The sequence below is a fragment of the Georhizobium profundi genome, assembly GCF_003952725.1.
In the GTDB taxonomy this organism is placed as follows: domain Bacteria; phylum Pseudomonadota; class Alphaproteobacteria; order Rhizobiales; family Rhizobiaceae; genus Georhizobium; species Georhizobium profundi.
The window spans coordinates 18,691-34,818 of sequence record NZ_CP032509.1; the positions used below are offsets into that span (position 1 = coordinate 18,691).

Below are 16,128 nucleotides of genomic sequence, written 5' to 3' on the forward strand. Positions count from 1 at the left end.
GGATGAAACCCCAAGCTGCGGCTTCAGGACGCGATGCGCGCGATCAACCGCAACAGGCTCGTCGGATCGATCGGTTTTTCGAGATAGAGATCCGCCCCGATGAGAAGCGTCGACTCGCGCGTCTCATTTTGCCCGTCAGCGCTGAGCACAACAACAGGGATATGCGGCAAGCGCCTGGACCGCTGCGTGGCGCGGATCTCGCTGATCGCCGTTGCACCATCCATCACCGGCATGGCGAGATCGGTGATGAGCAGATCATGCGCGCAGGCGCCGGTGATCGGATCGAATGTTTGCTCGATCAGTTGCTGCCCGTTCTCGACGAGGACCACGGAGTGCCCCTCCTTGCGCAGGACATTGGTGATGAGCAGCGCATTCACCGGATTGTCCTCGGCAACGAGAATGTTCAGCGAGCGCGTCATCCCGTCAAGTACGATGAGGCGATCGCCATCGGGATGGGGCGCGTGATCGGGCAGCGCACGAAACTCCCCGCGCAGAACCGACACGAGGCTCTTGAGACGGATCGGCGCAATCAACCAGCTGTCGAAGCCGCGCTCGGTCAGACGCTGCAGTGCCTCGCGCTCGATGGGCCGAACGAGAAGCGTGCGCCGTGGGCCACCACTTTCGAAAAGCGGCAGTCCGGCGATAGATCCGCGGGCACGGTCCAGGATCCGTGCATCGACAATGACGTCGGTGATTTCTTCATCGGCGCAGAATGCCGCAAGATCGCCGCTGGGCGTCGCCACGTGCCAGCTGCGGCCCCCTTCCGCTGCGATGCGCTTGACCAGCGCATCCGCCGTCTGGCCGCGCGGCACGAGCAGCAGCACGCGGTTTCCGGCAAGCGCCGGCTGCTTGGCGAAGTGATCGATGCCCGAGGGCGACAGCGCCTCGGCGAGCGGCAGGGTCACGATGAACCGGCTTCCGTGCCCGGTCAGGCTCTCGACCGTGATGGTGCCACCCAACGCCTTGACGATGCGGTTGGAGATGGACAGCCCCAGGCCGACGCCACCATGGGTGCGCGTCTTGCCGCCATTCGCCTGCTCGAATTCCTCGAAGATGCGTTGCTGATCGCCACGCGCCAGGCCCGGGCCGGTGTCGGCAAAGGTCAGCACGAGATTGTCGTTGACGCGTGCCACCTCGAGCATGACGCCGCCTGCGTCGGTGAACTTGATGGCGTTGCCGAGGAGATTGAAGACCACCTGACGGAGGCGGTTGTGGTCGGTCGCGACCATCGTCGGCGTGCCGGCGCCGATCGCTGCAGCGATATCGATGCCCTTTTCGTGGGCCCGGGGCGCCATCAGTTCGATTGCGTCTTCGATCAGATGGTGCAGATCGCCCGTCTCGCGCCTCGGTTCGAACTTGCCGGCCTCGATGGCCGAGAAGTCCAGAAGATCCGCCACGAGGTCGAACAGCGCGGTGGCAGAGCGGCGCACGGCTTCGACATAGCTTTCCTGTTCGGCGGAAAGCTGCGTGCGCTCGAGCAGATGCGTCATGCCGAGAATGCCGTTCAGCGGCGTGCGCACTTCGTGGCTCACCATCGCGAGGAAGCGCGATTTGGCGCGGCTCGCCTCTTCCGCCTTGCGGCGGGCTTCGACCAGTTCGGCGGGTAGCGCTGCCGGTTTCTGATCGGGAACGACAGGTCGCCCTGTGCCGCTCGAAACGAAAGCGATCGCAGCCGCACCGGTCAGGCCCACCATGAGAAAGGGCATGCTGGCCGGAGCGATGAAGGACACGATGGTCGCGACGAGGAGGCCGGCAAGCACGATGCCGGCCTGGGGCTGGTCTGAAAGCCGTTGGCGAAAAGTACGAAACCACCCACCGGAGGCCGGTTGGGGTGCCTGCAAGGGTCTCAAGACCCGTGAACGTTCGCTGTCAGGGACAAAGGCCATGAGAGCGAGACTAGCAGCCTCGCCCTAGGGAAGATTTGAAACCTTCCGTAAGATTTTAGGGAGATCGTGAGGCTATGCGCCTCAGACCGCCTCGACTTCCCGAACTTCGGGAATGAAGTGCTTCAGAAGGTTCTGGATGCCGTGCTTCAGGGTCGCCGTGGAGGACGGGCAACCGGCGCAGGCGCCCTTCATGTTCAGGAAGACCGTGCCTTCCTTGAAGCCGCGGAAGGTGATGTCGCCGCCATCCTGTGCGACTGCCGGACGGACGCGCGTTTCCAGGAGTTCCTTGATCGTCGCAACGATCGTTTCGTCCTCATCGTCGAAGAACTCGCCGTCGTCGGTCGCATTGCCGCCGATGCTGGCCGCTGCCATCACCGGCTGTCCGGCCATGAAGTGTTCCATGATCGTACCGAGCACGGCGGGCTTGAGGTGCTGCCAGTCGAGCGCATCGGACTTCGTGATGGTGACGAAGTCATAGCCGAAGAAGACACCTTCGACGCCAGCGATCGCGAAGAGCTTGCCCGCAAGCGGGGACGTTTCGGCGGCAGAAGCGGCATCGCGGAAATCCGCCGTGCCCTGCTGCATCACGACCTTGCCCGGCAGAAACTTCAGCGTCGCCGGGTTAGGGGTGGCTTCGGTCTGGATGAACATGTTCATTACTCCCTGTAAACCGGGCTTACCGATCGGAGCGCCAAGCGCGCTGCTTATTTCTCGCGTTTCCGGACGGTGAACCGGTATCCACGGCTCCTGGAAACGCTGCTAGTTTGGAATCTTTCCAAAGAAGATATGGCTTTCCGCGGCCGCGATCAAGCGACCGCTTTGCGATAGTTGACCACATTTGGAAAGTTTGATGCGCCCCGGCTCAGCTCAGCGCATCGATGTCATCGTCGGAAAGATCGCTCGGGATGACGGTGACCGGCACCGGGAAGGCGCCCGCGCCCCGTCCGCCGATCGCAGACACCAGTGGACCGGGGCCATCCTTTGCCGAGCCCGCCGCAAGAACCAGGATGGCGATGTCCTTGTCTTCCTCGATGAGAGCGTTGATCTCGTCGCGCGTCGATCCTTCGCGCACGACGGTTTCGGCGTCGATGCCGATCGTTTCGCGCACGCGGCCGGCAGATTTGGCAAGAAGGCTTTCGGCTTCCTCGAACGCTTCGGCCCGCATGATTTCCTCGACGCCGAGCCAGTGCTGGAAATCGGCCGGCTCCACCACGAACAGCAGCACGAGGCCGCCGCCGGAGTTCTTGGCGCGCATGGCCGCGTAGCGCACGGCACGTTCGCATTCGGGGGTGTCATCCAGCACCGCCATGAATTTGCGGCGGTGCCCTTCTTCGCGCGATAGTCGTCTTGATACCATGGCGCGGACATTGCCACCGCGCCCATGCCCCCGCAAGAGACATTGTGAGCGGCTGCTTTGCCCCGCTCAGAGGAAGCCGATAATGTCCTTGACGTCTGCCATCGTCTCATCCGCGATGACACGCGCCTTGGCGGCGCCTTTTGCAAGAACCGCGTCGATATGGCCGGGATCGTCCATCAGGCGGCGCATTTCACCGTTCATCGGCGCCACCTTCTCGACAGCAAGATCGGCAAGTGCCGGCTTGAATTCGGAGAACTGACGGCCACCGAATTCGGCGATCACGCTCGCCCGGCTCGTCTCGGCCAAGGCGGCATAGAGCGTGACGAGGTTCTCGGCCTCCGGGCGGCCGGCGAGGCCCTCGACCTCGGACGGCAAGGCGTCTGGATCGGTCTTTGCCTTGCGGATCTTCTTCAGGATCGTGTCGGCATCGTCGGTCAGGTTGATGCGCGATAGGTCGGACGGATCCGACTTCGACATCTTCTTGGTTCCGTCACGCAGCGACATGACGCGCGGTGCCGGGCCTTCGATCAGCGGCTCGGTCAGCGGGAAATAGGCGTCGATGCGCTCTTCGCCGACGATGGTTTCGACGGCACGGCCGCTCGAGGCGATCTTGCCGGAAAAGTCGATGTTGAACTTCATCGCGATATCGCGGGTCAGCTCAAGGTGCTGCTTCTGGTCGTCGCCGACCGGCACGTGGGTTGCGCGGTAAAGCAGAATGTCGGCAGCCATCAGCGACGGATAGGCAAGCAGGCCGAGCGAGGCGTTCTCGCGGTCCTTGCCGGCCTTGTCCTTGAACTGCGTCATGCGGTTCATCCAGCCGATGCGCGCGACGCAGTTGAAGATCCAAGCGAGTTCGGCGTGGCCGGACACGGCAGACTGGTTGAAGACGATGTGGCGCTCGGGATCGATGCCCGCAGCCAGGAATGCTGCAGTGATCGAGCGCGTCTGGCCCTTCAAATCCTCATGGACGAGCTGCGCCGTGATCGCATGCAGGTCGACGACGCAATAGATGCAGTCGTAGCTGTCCTGCAGCGCGACGAAACGCTTGATGGCACCGAGATAGTTGCCGAGATGGAGGTTGCCGGTGGGCTGAACGCCTGAAAACACCCGCTCCTTGAATTCTGCCATGCGCATTGCCGGGCTTGTGGAGGGCCCGCTCCTTTGGTTCGGCCCGATCGGGCCCATTGAAATCGCGGCGGGTTATGCATGGACGCCCGCCCTTCTGCAAGAGCCAGCCACCCACAAGGGTCGACGTCGTAAATCAGGCCGCCGCCTTGTTGCGCTTGAGGAGCCGCATGAGATGGCGGCCCTCGATTGCGCCCGTGGCGAGCGTGAAACCGAAGTAGACGAGCGCTGCGACGCCGATCGTGCCGAAGACGGCAATCGCTCGCACCAGCAGCCCCGCATCCATCAGATACGGCTCGAGATAGGCGAGCGCCAGCCACAGCACCGCGCCCATGAGCGCGCTGCCGGCGATGATGAGCGCGATGCGCCGCAAGGTGACGCCGGACGGCCGGAAGAGGTTGCGGTTCCACAAAACGATGGCAAGCAGGCCGGCATTCGCCCAGCCAAAGAGCGCCGTCGCGATACCGATGCCGACGACGCCGTAGATCGGGAACAGGATGAGGCTTGCGGCGACGTTGACGACAACGCCGACGCCCGCCATCCACATGGGCGTGCGCATGTCTTCGCGCGCATAAAACCCCGGCTGGAAGATCTTGATCAGCACGAAGGCCGGAAGGCCGAGCGCGAACGCGGCAAGCACCGCCGCCGTGATCTCGGTGGTCTCCCGGCTGAACGCACCGCGCTCGAACAGAAGCGCCACGATCGGCGCAGGCAGGATGAGCAGTCCGACGGTCGCGGGGACCGTCAGCGCCAGGCCGAATTCGAGGCTGCGGTTCTGGAGCACGGCCGCATCGCCCAGATCGCCGGCCTTCAGCGAGCGCGCAAGTTCCGGCAGCAGAACAACCCCGATGGCAACGCCGATCGTCGAGAGCGGCAGCTGGAGAATACGGTCGGCATAATTGATGACGGCGATCGCACCATCCTGGCCGGATGCGATGACCTGGCCGATCAACAGGTTGATCTGCGTGATGCCGCCGGTGATCGCCGCCGGCAGCGCCAGCCACAGCAGGCGTTTGACGGCAGGCGTCGGTCGCGGCACCCGCAAGCCAATATGAAAATGCTCCCGCCGAACGCCCCAGATGATCGCGGCGAGCTGCACGAAGCCGGCAACCACGACACCCCAGGACAGTGCAAGGCCTAGCCCCTCCTCATCATAGCCGAGCGCCATGGCGATCAGGATCGCGCCGATCATCACGACATTGAGAAGGATTGGCACGAAAGCGGCCAGGAAATAGCGGCGAAACGCGTTCAGGATACCCGAAAACATCGCCACCAACGACATGGCGGCAAGATACGGGAACATGATCCGCGTCATCGTCACCGTCAGGTCGAACTTGTCGGGCGTATCGGCAAAGCGCGGTGCGATCACGGTGCCGACGAGAAATGGCATAAAAATCATCGCGAGCGCCGATAGCGCAATCAGGATGAAGATCAGGACCGAAAAGACCTGCTCGGCAAAATCCCTCGCCGCAGCACGCCCGCCGCCCTCAAGCTCCTTGGCGAACAACGGCACGAAAGCGGAGTTGAACGCGCCTTCCGCGAAGAGCCGTCGAAAGAGGTTCGGAAAACGGAACGCCGCATAGAACGCATCGGCAACCGGTCCCGCGCCAAGCGTGCTCGCGATCAATGCCTCGCGCACGAAGCCGAACACGCGGCTGCCCATGGTGGTGCCGCCGACAGTGGCGAATTTTGCTATCAGTCCCATGGTGATTCAGGCTTTCACGCGTCTGGCCGACGCACGGCGCGGCGTCGGCGGAGCAACCATCCCGTTCGGCATGCGCTCTCGCGCTTCATCTTCGACATTCGCCATCACCGCCTTCAGCCGGGCAATGATGTTGGCTTGGCGCGTTTCCGAGACGATCTTGTGGCCGACGAGATCGGTGACGTAAAAATTGTCGATGACTTTTTCCCCGAAGGTCGAGACGTGTGCAGACGTAATGTCAAGCGAGAGGTCCGACAGTACGGCAGTGATGCTCGCCAACAGGCCGGGACGGTCCAACCCTTCGACCTCGATCACGGTGAACTTGTTCGAGAGGGAATTGGAAATGGTCACCGCCGGCGGGACCTTGAAGGCGTGTGCCTTGCGCGGCTGTTTCGATTTAGGGGCGATCACGTCCGGAAGGCGCTTCTTGCCCGAAAGCATGTCCTCGATCAGGCGGCCAATGCTCGTAGCCCGGCGGATCTCGTCGGCATCGTCCTTGAACTCGCGGTTGATCAGGATCGTGTCGAGAGCGCGGCCGTCGGATGTCGTGAAGATCTGCGCGTCTGCGATGTTGGCGCCGGCCGCAGCGCATGCACCGGCAACCAGCGTCAACAGGCGCGGATGGTCGGGCGAGAGCACGGTGATTTCCGTGATCGCGTGGAAGGAATGGGTTCGCACCATCGTCGCGAGCACGCGCCCTTCGCGATCGGCCTCGCGCACGAATTCGGCATGGCGGATCTGGTCTTCGAGTTCGGTCGACAGAAGATACGGCTCGTAATGCAGGCCGAGGTAGCGCTGACGGTCCGCCTCATCCCAGGACGCGAGCGCCTTGCCCAACTGCTCGGAGGCAAACAGTGCGCGCTCCCGGCGAGAGACTTCCGAGAAACCGCCCGACAGCATCAGCTCGGTCTCATAATAAAGTGTGCGCAGGAGCTGGCCTTTCCAGCCGTTCCAGACGCCGGGGCCAACCGCGCGGATATCGCAGACGGTGAGGATGAGGAGCAGCTTCAGCCGGTCGAGCGACTGCACGATCTGCGCGAAATCCTCGATCGTCTTCCGGTCGTTGAGGTCGCGTGCCTGGGCGATCATCGACATTTTGAGGTGCTCTTCGATGAGCCAGGCGACCAGTTCAGTCTGCTTTGGAGAAAGACCGAAGCGCGGGCAGAGCTTGCGGGCGACACGGGCGCCGGCAACCGAGTGATCTTCCGGCCGCCCCTTGGCGACGTCGTGCAGGAACACGGCCACATAGAGCGCCTGGCGTTCCTCCACGCTCGGCATGATCTTGGACGACAGCGGATGGGCATCCATGTCGCGGCCATTGTCGATGTCTGAAAGCACGCCGACGGTGCGGATGAGGTGCTCGTCGACCGTGTAGTGATGATACATGTTGAACTGCATCATCGCGACGATCTTGCCGAATTCCGGGATGAACCGACCAAGCAGCCCCGCTTCGTTCATGCGCCGGAGAATGAGCGCAGGATCACGGCGCGACGTCAGGATCGACAGGAAAAGCCGGTTTGCCTCGGCATCCTCACGAAGCTCGTTCTTGACGAGCCGCAGCGACCGCGTGACCCGCTTCAAGGCATCGGGATGAAACTCGAGGCCGTTGAGATCAGCAAGGTGGAATAGGCGGATCAGGTTTACCGGATCGCGCTTGAAGACGTCCTTGTCGGCGATGGTGATGCGGCCCCGGTCTTCCAGAAAATCCAGCGTGCCGGCGATCTTGCGCGTGCGGGCGGTGAACCGCGTGATCATCGCGGTGATGCCCGGCGCCTCTTTCGCCTGCTGGTCCTCAAGTTCGGCGCAGAGGATGCGGGTCAGGTCGCCCACATCCTTGGCCACGAGGAAATAATGCTTCATGAAGCGTTCGACGGCGGAGAGGCCCGGGTGATCGTGGTAACCGAGCGCTTCGGCGATCTCGCGCTGAATGTCGAAGGACAGGCGCTCCTCGGCCTTGCCGGTGAGGAAATGCATCTGGCAGCGCACGGCCCAGAGGAAATCCTCGGCCTTCTTGAAGACCTTGAATTCGCCCTTGGAGAGCACGCCGAGCTTCACCAGCTCCGCCTCGTCGTCGATGCGGTAGAAGTATTTGGCGATCCAGAACAGCGTGTTCAGGTCGCGAAGGCCGCCCTTGCCTTCCTTGACGTTCGGCTCGACGAGATAGCGCGTGTCACCGGACTTGCGGTGGCGCTGATCCCGTTCGGCAAGCTTCGCCTCGATGAATTCCGGCGCCGTCGACCGCACCACCTGCGTGTCGAAACGCTCGGTCAGGGCGTCGAAGAGCGGGACCGCGCCGCAGATGCGTCGCGCTTCGAGGATCGCGGTGCGGATGGTAATGTCGCTGCGCGACAGTCGAATGCACTCGTCGATCGTGCGCGTGGCGTGCCCGACCTTGAAGCCCATGTCCCAGAGCACGTAGAGCACGAACTGGGCGACCTCTTCTTCCCGCCCCGAACGGCGATCGGCAAGCACGAAGAGCAGGTCGATGTCGGAGCCGGGCGCGAGCGTGCCGCGGCCATAGCCGCCGACGGCCGCCACCGTCATCCCGTCACCCGCTCCAGTACCGGAGCCTTGCGAGGGATAGACATGCGTCGTCGCAAAGTCGAAGAGCGCGGTGATGATCGTGTCCTGGAGATGTGAGATTCGTGCCGCACAGAGCAGGCCCGAACCATCGCTTTCCAGCAGCGAACGCGCCTTCTCGCGGCCCTCGGTGCTCACGCGTCGCATCTCGGCAAGAAGGGCAGCGCGTGCCTCCGGCGTGGCGCCCCCATGCTCGGCGGCGATGGCCGAAACGGCCCGGGCCAGCGCAGGGGCGTCGACGATCTCGGTGAACTTCATGTCGTGCTGCGTCATGGAATCATGCCGGCCCCAGTTTCCCATAAGCGCTATAGCCTATCTCGATGCCCGGGCGCCATTGCGGCCGCTCAGGAATAGGTTGCGAGACGTTCCGTCAAAAGGGTGAAGAAGCCCTCGGCATCCACCTCGCGCATGACAGTCGCGTTCGGCGCCCGGTCAGTGACATGCCACCAGTCGACGACCGTCATGCCGCGCGTGAGATCCGAGGCAGTTTCGATCTCGACATTGCAGAAACGTCCGGCGAAAAGCTCGGGGCGAAGCAGATAGGCGATGACGCAAGGATCATGCAGCGGCGCACCGTCGGAACCGTATTTCTGCTCGTCGAACCGCTCGAAGAACACCAGCATTTCGGCAAGCGCTCGCGTCGCCTTCGAAGGGAGCGCGGCGATCGCTTCGGTGCGGGCACGGGTGGTCAGCACCTTGTGCGTGACATCGAGCGGCATCATAACGATCGGCACGCCTGCGCGAAACACCACATCCGCCGCTTCCGGATCGACATAGATGTTGAATTCGGCGGCGGGCGTGATGTTGCCGCCTTCGAAGAAGCCGCCGCCCATCAGGACGATCTCGGCAATGCGGCCGGCGATCTCTGGGGCTTTTTGAAGAGCCAGTGCCAGATTGGTGAGCGGCCCCAACGCACAGACGGTGACCGTGCCTGTCTCCTCGGCAAGCAGCGTGCGGATGATGAAATCGACCGCGCCCTCATCCTGAAGCTCGCCGACGGGCTCATCGAGCAGCGGACCGTCGAGCCCGGTCTTGCCGTGAACGTGTTCCGCCGTCACAAGCGGACGCTTCAACGGTGCATGGGCGCCGGCATAAACGGGAACGTCGGCGCGCCCCGCCAATTCGCAGATGATCAGCGCGTTGCGCGTCGTCCAGTCGAGCGGAACGTTGCCGGCGACGGCCGTAATACCGAGAATGTCGAGTTCCGGGCTTGCCAGCGCGAGCAGAATTGCGGCTGCATCGTCCTGTCCCGGATCGGTATCGATGATGATCTTGCGCTTTGTGCCGCTTTGCATGAAGTATCAGGTCCTGGTCTCTTTCCGGCAACGCCTATCCTTGCCGGCCCCTCGCCGCAAGCCGCTTGCAGTGCAGCAATCCGCCACCCATATTGAGAGCAACGGAGATGCCGCCTTCTAAGGGTCTCCGCCTGAATGGTCGCTTCGTGCAAGGACTGGCAGACGATGTCACGCATAACTCCCTTTTCGAGCCCGCTGCTGCTCGGCTTCGACACAATGGAAAAGACGCTGGAGCGTCTCGCCAAGGCGAGTGATGGATATCCGCCCTACAATATCGAGCGGATAGCCCCACGCGACGGCATCGGAGACAGGTTGCGCATCACGGTAGCCGTCGCTGGCTTCAGCGACGACCAGCTGGATGTGACCACCGAAGAGAACCAACTGATCATCCGTGGCCGCCAGGTCGATACCGAAGAGCGTGATTATCTGCACCGCGGTATTGCCGCGCGACAGTTCCAACGCATTTTCGTGTTGGCGGATGGGATCGAAGTTCTCTCTGCGGAGTTGAACAATGGACTGCTTTCCATTGATCTTGCCCGTCCGGAACCGCAGCGACTGGTGAAGAAAATTAATATTTCGGTTCGAGACTGAAATATGCAGGGCGCGCGAGTCGATCTTCGATCGAGCGGCCCGTTTGGAGAAATGCCATGGCTTTCAAGGAATTGACATCGCGAGATGCCGCCGGCGCCGAGCTGGCAGCGAAGATTAGCGCGAACGAGCTTGCCGATCTGGGCAATGGCGAAGTCGGCTATATCCGAAAGATGCGGTCGGAAGACGTGTCCAAGAAGTTTCCTCAGGCGCCGGATCTGGAACCCGGCCTCGACCTTTGGGGTCTCTTCGGTGCCGACGGTACGCCGATCCTCCTGAGCGACAGCCGGTCTAGCGCCTTCTTCAAGGCAGCCGAAAACGACCTGAGCACCGTCAGCGTTCACTGACGCTTGCATAGATACCCGAGGGCGGCGTCTTCGACGCTTGCCCTCGGTATTAGGCGGCGTTCGACGCCTCGTCCTGGGTCAGGAAAGTATAGATGGCCGACGCCTGGTCGCTCGCACGCAGCTTAGCGACAGTGTCCTGGTCCCGCAGCACGCGTGCAATGCGCGACAGTGCCTTGAGGTGATCCGCACCCGCACCCTCCGGAGCAAGCAGCAGGAACACGAGGTCGACCGGTTGATCGTCAAGCGCTTCGAAATCGATCGGCTGATCGAGACGCGCAAAAACACCGACGATTCCAGGCAATGTCGTCAATTTGCCGTGCGGAATGGCAATGCCGTTCCCCACACCGGTTGAGCCGAGCCTTTCGCGCTGAAGAATGACCTCGAAGATTTCCCGTTCGGTCAATCCGGTGATTTGGGCGGCTTTCGAAGCCAGTTCCTGAAGGAGCTGTTTCTTCGAGTTTGCCTTCAGCGCGGGTATCACCGCGTCCGGGGCAAGCAGATCAGCCAAAGCCATTCCTATTCCTCGCGTATCATCCCGGCGACATCGAACGTCCGCCCCAAAAAGGGGCGGACATTACGCATCAACTCGTCAGGATTTATTGTTGGCTGCGTCGACCCAGCCAATGTTGCCATCTGTCCGGCGGTAAACCACGTTGAGGGCATCGTTGCCGGCATTGCGAAAAATCAGAACCGGTTCATCCGTCATGTCCAGCGCCATCACTGCGCTTGCGACCGACATGGTTCTTACCACTTTTGAGCTCTCGGCGACAATGACGGGCGCGTAATCCTCAGGAATTTCGTCGTCCTCGTCGGAGCCGCTGTCCATAACCGTGTAGGGCAGTTCCATCATCTTGCTCTGGCCGTTGCCGGCGTGATGGTCCTTCAAACGGCGCTTGTAGCGGCGCAGTCTCTTCTCCAGGCGCTCCGAAGCGCCATCGAAAGCGAACTGCGGCTCCTGTCCTTCCCCGGTCGCCTGCATTACCACGCCCGTATCGAGATGAATCTTGCAATCGGCGGTGAAGCGCGACCCGGATTTCTCGACCGTCACCTGGCTGGAATATCCTCCGTCGAAATACTTGCTCACCGCATCCTGGATCTTGTCCTCGATCCTGGTACGGAAGGCTTCGCCGATTTCCATATGTTTTCCAGACACGCGCACGCTCATGGAGAGCCCTTTCTTATTCTGTGACTTGCGGTGTCAGCTTATGCCAAGGTCGTGCGCCATCCAAGCGCAGACCTCGTAATCGGTCCGGTCCTTCGCGGCGCTTGGCTCGCGCATATCTTCCGGCCGTCGGCGGTTACCTTTTCAGAACGCAGCCTCATGCACTTTGGTACAGCCGGCTCCACGAATGGCGGGGCGTGTACGCGCCGCAGAATGGCCTGTCAAGCAAGGCGAACCGGCACTCAGGGAAGCTGAAAGCCTAGGAAGCGACGCTTGCCATGAGCGCCTTCTTTTCCCGTCGGCGCTGGACCGAGGAGGGAATGTTCATCGATTCCCGGTACTTCGCGACGGTTCTGCGGGCTAGATCGATGCCCCGATCCTTCAGCACCTTGACGATATCGTCATCGGAAAGAACCGCATCCGCCGCTTCCGCGCCGATCATTTTGCGAATCGTTTGCCGCACTGCCTCGGCCGAATGGGCATCCCCGCCTTCGGACGAGGCGATCGAGACAGTGAAGAAATACTTCAGCTCGAACACGCCGCGCGGCGTCATCATGTATTTGTTAGAGGTAACGCGGCTGACGGTCGATTCATGCATGCCGATCGCGTCGGCGACGGCGCGCAGATTGAGCGGCCGCAAATGGCTCACGCCATGCAGCAGAAAAGCATCCTGCTGGCGGACGATCTCGCTTGCCACCTTCATGATGGTGCGGGCGCGCTGATCGAGGCTGCGCGTCAGCCAGTTGGCGCTTTGCAGGCATTCGGCGAGGAACGCCTGGTCTGCGGGGCTCTTGCCGGCGATGCGACTGACATGGGCGTAATACGTCTGGTTGACGAGCACGCGCGGCAAAGCGTCGGGGCTCAGTTCCACGTGCCAGCCGCCCTCCGCGGCCTGGCGGACCATGACATCGGGCACGATCGTCTCGACGCTACCCTTCTGAAAGGCCAGGCCTGGCTTTGGGTCCAGCGCCCGGATCTCGCCCAGCATGTCGAGGATGTCTTCATCGTCGACGCCGCAGAGCTTGCGCAGTGCCGCAAAATCCCGCCGCGCCAGCAATTCCAGGTTCTCCAGAAGACACGCCATGGCCGGGTCGTGCCGATCACGCGCTTTCAGCTGCAGTGCGAGGCATTCTTTCAGCGACCGTGCGAATAACCCAGGGGGGTCCATGCGCTGCAACCGAGCGAGCACGGCCGTGATCACATCGGACGAAACGCCCAGACGTTCGGCCATCACAGCCGCGTCGAAATCGACATAGCCCGCATCGTCCAGATGATCGGCGATCTCAGCCGCGATGACGCGCTCGATGGGATCAGCAATGGACAGCGCGATCTCGGCCTCGACATGATCGCGCAGCGTCGTTGCGGCCGCGACGAACTCGTCGAGATCATGGATGTCGCCGGCACCGGAGCCGTTCGCGCCGGGCATCGATTTCCAGCTGTCGAGGAATTCGGGCGACGCGGCCTTTTGCGGCTCGCCATCGTCGGGGAAAACGTTGTCGTAGTTGGCATCCAGACGTTCGGACACGAACTCGCCATCCGGTGTCAGGCCGTTTTTAGCCCAATCGGCATCGCCATCGGCAAGAACTCCATCGCCGACTGCATCATCGCGCCTGTCGCCGTCGTCCGACCGTCGCTCACCTGAGCGACCGAAATCGTGGGCAGGCAGGTCCCCGTCATCACCCGCCAATTCCAGCAGGGGGTTCTTTTCGACTTCCTGCTCGATGAAGCGGTTGAGTTCAATATGAGTCAGTTGCAGCAACCGGATCGACTGGATGAGCTGCGGGGTCATCACCAGTGATTGGCTCTGGCGCAATTGCAGGCTTGCCGACAGTGCCATGACTGAAACGAACTCCCGAAACGCGACGCTCGGTGCGGCTTGCCGCACGACCAAAGTGATGTGGCCCAAAAATTGCTTTTTTCCCGAACCGGGTCAAGTCAAAGCAGATTTCTGCGACACTGTGCTTAAAGCGTAAACTGTTCGCCCAGATACAGGCGGCGAACGTCCGGGTTGGCCACGATTTCATCCGGCCGCCCATGGGTCAGCACCGCGCCCTGGTGGATGATATAGGCCCGGTCGATGAGGCCGAGCGTTTCGCGCACATTGTGGTCGGTGATCAGAACACCGATACCGCGCTTGGTCAGGTGGCGAACAAGATTTTGAATGTCGGCGACCGCGATCGGATCGACGCCGGCAAACGGCTCGTCGAGCAGCATGAAGGTCGGGTCGGAGGCCAGTGCGCGGGCAATTTCGAGCCGACGCCGCTCGCCGCCCGAAAGCGCGATGGACGGCGACTTGGCGAGATGGTCGATGTGGAATTCTTCCAGCAGCGAGGCGAGCTTCTCGGACCGCTTCTTCCGGTCGGGCTCCACGACCTCGAGAACGGCGCGGACGTTTTCCTCGACGCTCAGGCCACGAAAGATCGAAGCTTCCTGCGGCAGGTAACCGACGCCGAGCCGGGCACGGCGATACATCGGCATCTGCGTCACATTGAAACCGTCGATCTCGATCGTGCCCTTGTCGACCGGAACGAGCCCCGTGATCATGTAGAAACACGTCGTCTTGCCGGCGCCGTTCGGCCCGAGAAGGCCTACGGCCTCGCCGCGACGCACACCGAGGGAAACGCCGTTGACGACGGCGCGCGACTTGTAGCTCTTGGTCAGGCCTCTCGCGATCAGCGTGCCCTGGTAACGCGCCTCGGATGGCGCATCGCTGTCGCGCGCCGGCGGCGCTCCCCGGTTGAAGAGAGAATTCAGCAAGAGGATGGGTCCTTGAGGCCGTTATTCCGAAGGCCGCGAGGCTGGGTTCAACTGGATCTGCACCCGGTTCCCGCAGCTTTCGAGGCGTGCATTGCCGTTGGCGACCTCGACCGTCAGCTTGCACCCGACGAGGACGTTGTCGCCTTCCGACAGAACGACCCTGTCGCCGGATAGTGTCAGGATTTCGTTCGACATGTCGTAGGTGCCGGCGTCCGCGGTCGCAGTCTGCTCGCCGGACTGAAGAAGCACGTCGTTGCGCAATTCGATGCGCTCGATCGCCGCCGTTCCGGTGGATACAGAGCCGCTGTCGCCGCTGTAGAACACGGTCATGGCGCCCGACTTCAGCACCATCTCGCCCTGAACGACATTTACATTGCCGGTGAAATCGGCGCGGCCATTGCTTTCGCTGACCTGCAGTTCGTCGCTTTCGATCTGGATCGGCTGATCCTCGGACAAAGCGAACCTGGAGCTTTGCCGCTCGACCGTCTGCGCCTGAAGAGACGGCACCGACAGGGCGAGCGCTGCAAGGACAACGGCCGCATAACGCGTCGGACGGGCGAGCGACGAAGTATAGAAATTCATGGAAGACATATCAGTCGGCGCTTTCTTCGCGGCTGCTCAGCGTCGACGGATCGATAATCATCCGCACGTCACGCTCGAAAACTATGATCGCGCCGTTATCCCTGATCCGAACAGACTGCGCAACAAGAGACGTCTTGCCATTGCGGATGACAACACCGTCATTGGTTTCCATGGCCCCGACACCCATGTCGAACCTGGCGGATTGAAGATCGACTTCAAGCCCTCCGGTCGCACGCACCGTGAAAGGTGCATCGAGCACGAGGGTTTCGAGCAGGCGGTCATAGATCCCGCGCTCGGCCTCGACGCTTGCGACCTCATTGTCGCCGACGGGCAGTTCCGCTTTGATGTCGTTCAAGGTGATGACATCGGGCGTCGCGACATTCTGGGTGGCACGCGCAGCGTTCATCGTGAAGGTCCGGCGATCGTCGTTCTGTCCGGAGAGCGCCGGATTTTCCATGACGATGACACCGTTTTCCATCGTCATGCGATCGAAGACGATGTCGGCGGGGGTGACCCGGAAAGCGATCGAGACAACGACGAACGCGACCGCAAGGCCGATCGACACGACCGGCAGCAAGATCTTGAGCCGCTTTACCCAGGCGGAATGGCGCTGCCCCTTGCGGTATTCGCGCGCAGCACGGCTGATTTCCGTGCCGCTGCCATCCGCCATTGCCTCACCACTCACTGCCATTTCGCCGCTCTTTTGATCCGTCAAACTCCGACCTTGTGCGCCAATATGGTTATTTT

General features: G+C 62.0%; 15 protein-coding genes. 2 read left to right on the top strand and 13 right to left on the bottom strand.

The window, feature by feature from the left end:
* Positions 1-23: 23 nt before the first annotated feature.
* The 7 genes from D5400_RS00110 to D5400_RS00140 all read right to left on the bottom strand — a co-directional run bounded on the left by D5400_RS00110 (position 24) and on the right by D5400_RS00140 (position 9,945).
* Complete coding sequence (locus tag D5400_RS00110; protein WP_205665498.1) at positions 24-1,841, bottom strand: ATP-binding protein; 1,818 nt, start codon at positions 1,839-1,841, stop codon at positions 24-26.
* Positions 1,842-1,967: 126 nt separating this feature from the next.
* Positions 1,968-2,537, bottom strand: a complete 570-nt coding sequence (locus D5400_RS00115) for a NifU family protein (RefSeq protein ID WP_126006467.1) — start codon at positions 2,535-2,537, stop codon at positions 1,968-1,970.
* A gap of 211 nt (positions 2,538-2,748) precedes the next feature.
* The gene (locus D5400_RS00120) at positions 2,749-3,243 is read right to left on the bottom strand and encodes a universal stress protein (RefSeq protein ID WP_126006469.1); all 495 of its coding nucleotides are present in this window, start codon (positions 3,241-3,243) and stop codon (positions 2,749-2,751) included.
* A 66-nt stretch (positions 3,244-3,309) separates the two neighbouring features.
* Positions 3,310-4,371 carry a tryptophan--tRNA ligase gene (trpS, locus tag D5400_RS00125; RefSeq protein ID WP_126006472.1) on the bottom strand — a complete coding sequence of 354 codons (1,062 nt, stop codon included), beginning with the start codon at positions 4,369-4,371 and terminating at the stop codon, positions 3,310-3,312.
* A 133-nt stretch (positions 4,372-4,504) separates the two neighbouring features.
* Entirely contained in the window at positions 4,505-6,073 is a 1,569-nt protein-coding gene (gene murJ, locus D5400_RS00130; RefSeq protein ID WP_126006474.1) for a murein biosynthesis integral membrane protein MurJ, read from the bottom strand.
* Between the two features lie 6 nt (positions 6,074-6,079).
* Entirely contained in the window at positions 6,080-8,923 is a 2,844-nt protein-coding gene (locus D5400_RS00135; RefSeq protein WP_126006477.1) for a [protein-PII] uridylyltransferase, read from the bottom strand.
* Positions 8,924-8,994: 71 nt separating this feature from the next.
* Positions 8,995-9,945, bottom strand: coding sequence for a nucleoside hydrolase (locus D5400_RS00140; protein WP_126006480.1), 951 nt, complete (start codon positions 9,943-9,945; stop codon positions 8,995-8,997).
* Positions 9,946-10,110: 165 nt separating this feature from the next.
* On the opposite strand from D5400_RS00140, the gene D5400_RS00145 reads away from it, so the two are divergent.
* Positions 10,111-10,536 carry an Hsp20 family protein gene (locus D5400_RS00145; protein ID WP_126006483.1) on the top strand — a complete coding sequence of 142 codons (426 nt, stop codon included), beginning with the start codon at positions 10,111-10,113 and terminating at the stop codon, positions 10,534-10,536.
* A 56-nt stretch (positions 10,537-10,592) separates the two neighbouring features.
* A complete protein-coding gene (locus D5400_RS00150; RefSeq protein WP_126006485.1) occupies positions 10,593-10,880 on the top strand; it encodes a BQ00720 family protein in 288 nt (95 codons plus the stop codon).
* Positions 10,881-10,929: 49 nt separating this feature from the next.
* Here the strand turns inward: D5400_RS00150 and ptsN are convergent, their stop codons facing one another.
* From ptsN to D5400_RS00180, 6 genes are all read right to left on the bottom strand, one after another.
* Positions 10,930-11,394 (bottom strand): PTS IIA-like nitrogen regulatory protein PtsN, encoded by a 465-nt coding sequence (ptsN, locus tag D5400_RS00155; protein WP_126006488.1) that lies wholly within the window; start codon positions 11,392-11,394, stop codon positions 10,930-10,932.
* Positions 11,395-11,469: 75 nt separating this feature from the next.
* Complete coding sequence (hpf, locus tag D5400_RS00160; protein ID WP_126006491.1) at positions 11,470-12,045, bottom strand: ribosome hibernation-promoting factor, HPF/YfiA family; 576 nt, start codon at positions 12,043-12,045, stop codon at positions 11,470-11,472.
* Positions 12,046-12,301: 256 nt separating this feature from the next.
* Positions 12,302-13,879 carry an RNA polymerase factor sigma-54 gene (gene rpoN, locus D5400_RS00165; protein ID WP_126006493.1) on the bottom strand — a complete coding sequence of 526 codons (1,578 nt, stop codon included), beginning with the start codon at positions 13,877-13,879 and terminating at the stop codon, positions 12,302-12,304.
* A 125-nt stretch (positions 13,880-14,004) separates the two neighbouring features.
* Entirely contained in the window at positions 14,005-14,796 is a 792-nt protein-coding gene (lptB, locus tag D5400_RS00170) for an LPS export ABC transporter ATP-binding protein (RefSeq protein ID WP_164527986.1), read from the bottom strand.
* 24 nt (positions 14,797-14,820) lie between these two features.
* Positions 14,821-15,381, bottom strand: a complete 561-nt coding sequence (locus D5400_RS00175; RefSeq protein ID WP_126006498.1) for an LptA/OstA family protein — start codon at positions 15,379-15,381, stop codon at positions 14,821-14,823.
* 10 nt (positions 15,382-15,391) lie between these two features.
* Positions 15,392-16,072, bottom strand: a complete 681-nt coding sequence (locus D5400_RS00180) for an LPS export ABC transporter periplasmic protein LptC (protein WP_126006500.1) — start codon at positions 16,070-16,072, stop codon at positions 15,392-15,394.
* Positions 16,073-16,128 lie beyond the last annotated feature (56 nt).

Coding starts and splice junctions, on each gene's coding strand:
- D5400_RS00115 (WP_126006467.1), bottom strand. CDS start 2,537: ATGTTCATCCAGACCGAAGCCACCCCTAACCCGGCGACGCTGAAGTTT.
- D5400_RS00120 (WP_126006469.1), bottom strand. CDS start 3,243: ATGGTATCAAGACGACTATCGCGCGAAGAAGGGCACCGCCGCAAATTC.
- trpS (WP_126006472.1), bottom strand. CDS start 4,371: ATGGCAGAATTCAAGGAGCGGGTGTTTTCAGGCGTTCAGCCCACCGGC.
- murJ (WP_126006474.1), bottom strand. CDS start 6,073: ATGGGACTGATAGCAAAATTCGCCACTGTCGGCGGCACCACCATGGGC.
- D5400_RS00135 (WP_126006477.1), bottom strand. CDS start 8,923: ATGACGCAGCACGACATGAAGTTCACCGAGATCGTCGACGCCCCTGCG.
- D5400_RS00140 (WP_126006480.1), bottom strand. CDS start 9,945: ATGCAAAGCGGCACAAAGCGCAAGATCATCATCGATACCGATCCGGGA.
- D5400_RS00145 (WP_126006483.1), top strand. CDS start 10,111: ATGTCACGCATAACTCCCTTTTCGAGCCCGCTGCTGCTCGGCTTCGAC.
- D5400_RS00150 (WP_126006485.1), top strand. CDS start 10,593: ATGGCTTTCAAGGAATTGACATCGCGAGATGCCGCCGGCGCCGAGCTG.
- ptsN (WP_126006488.1), bottom strand. CDS start 11,394: ATGGCTTTGGCTGATCTGCTTGCCCCGGACGCGGTGATACCCGCGCTG.
- hpf (WP_126006491.1), bottom strand. CDS start 12,045: ATGAGCGTGCGCGTGTCTGGAAAACATATGGAAATCGGCGAAGCCTTC.
- rpoN (WP_126006493.1), bottom strand. CDS start 13,879: ATGGCACTGTCGGCAAGCCTGCAATTGCGCCAGAGCCAATCACTGGTG.
- D5400_RS00175 (WP_126006498.1), bottom strand. CDS start 15,381: ATGAATTTCTATACTTCGTCGCTCGCCCGTCCGACGCGTTATGCGGCC.
- D5400_RS00180 (WP_126006500.1), bottom strand. CDS start 16,072: ATGGCAGTGAGTGGTGAGGCAATGGCGGATGGCAGCGGCACGGAAATC.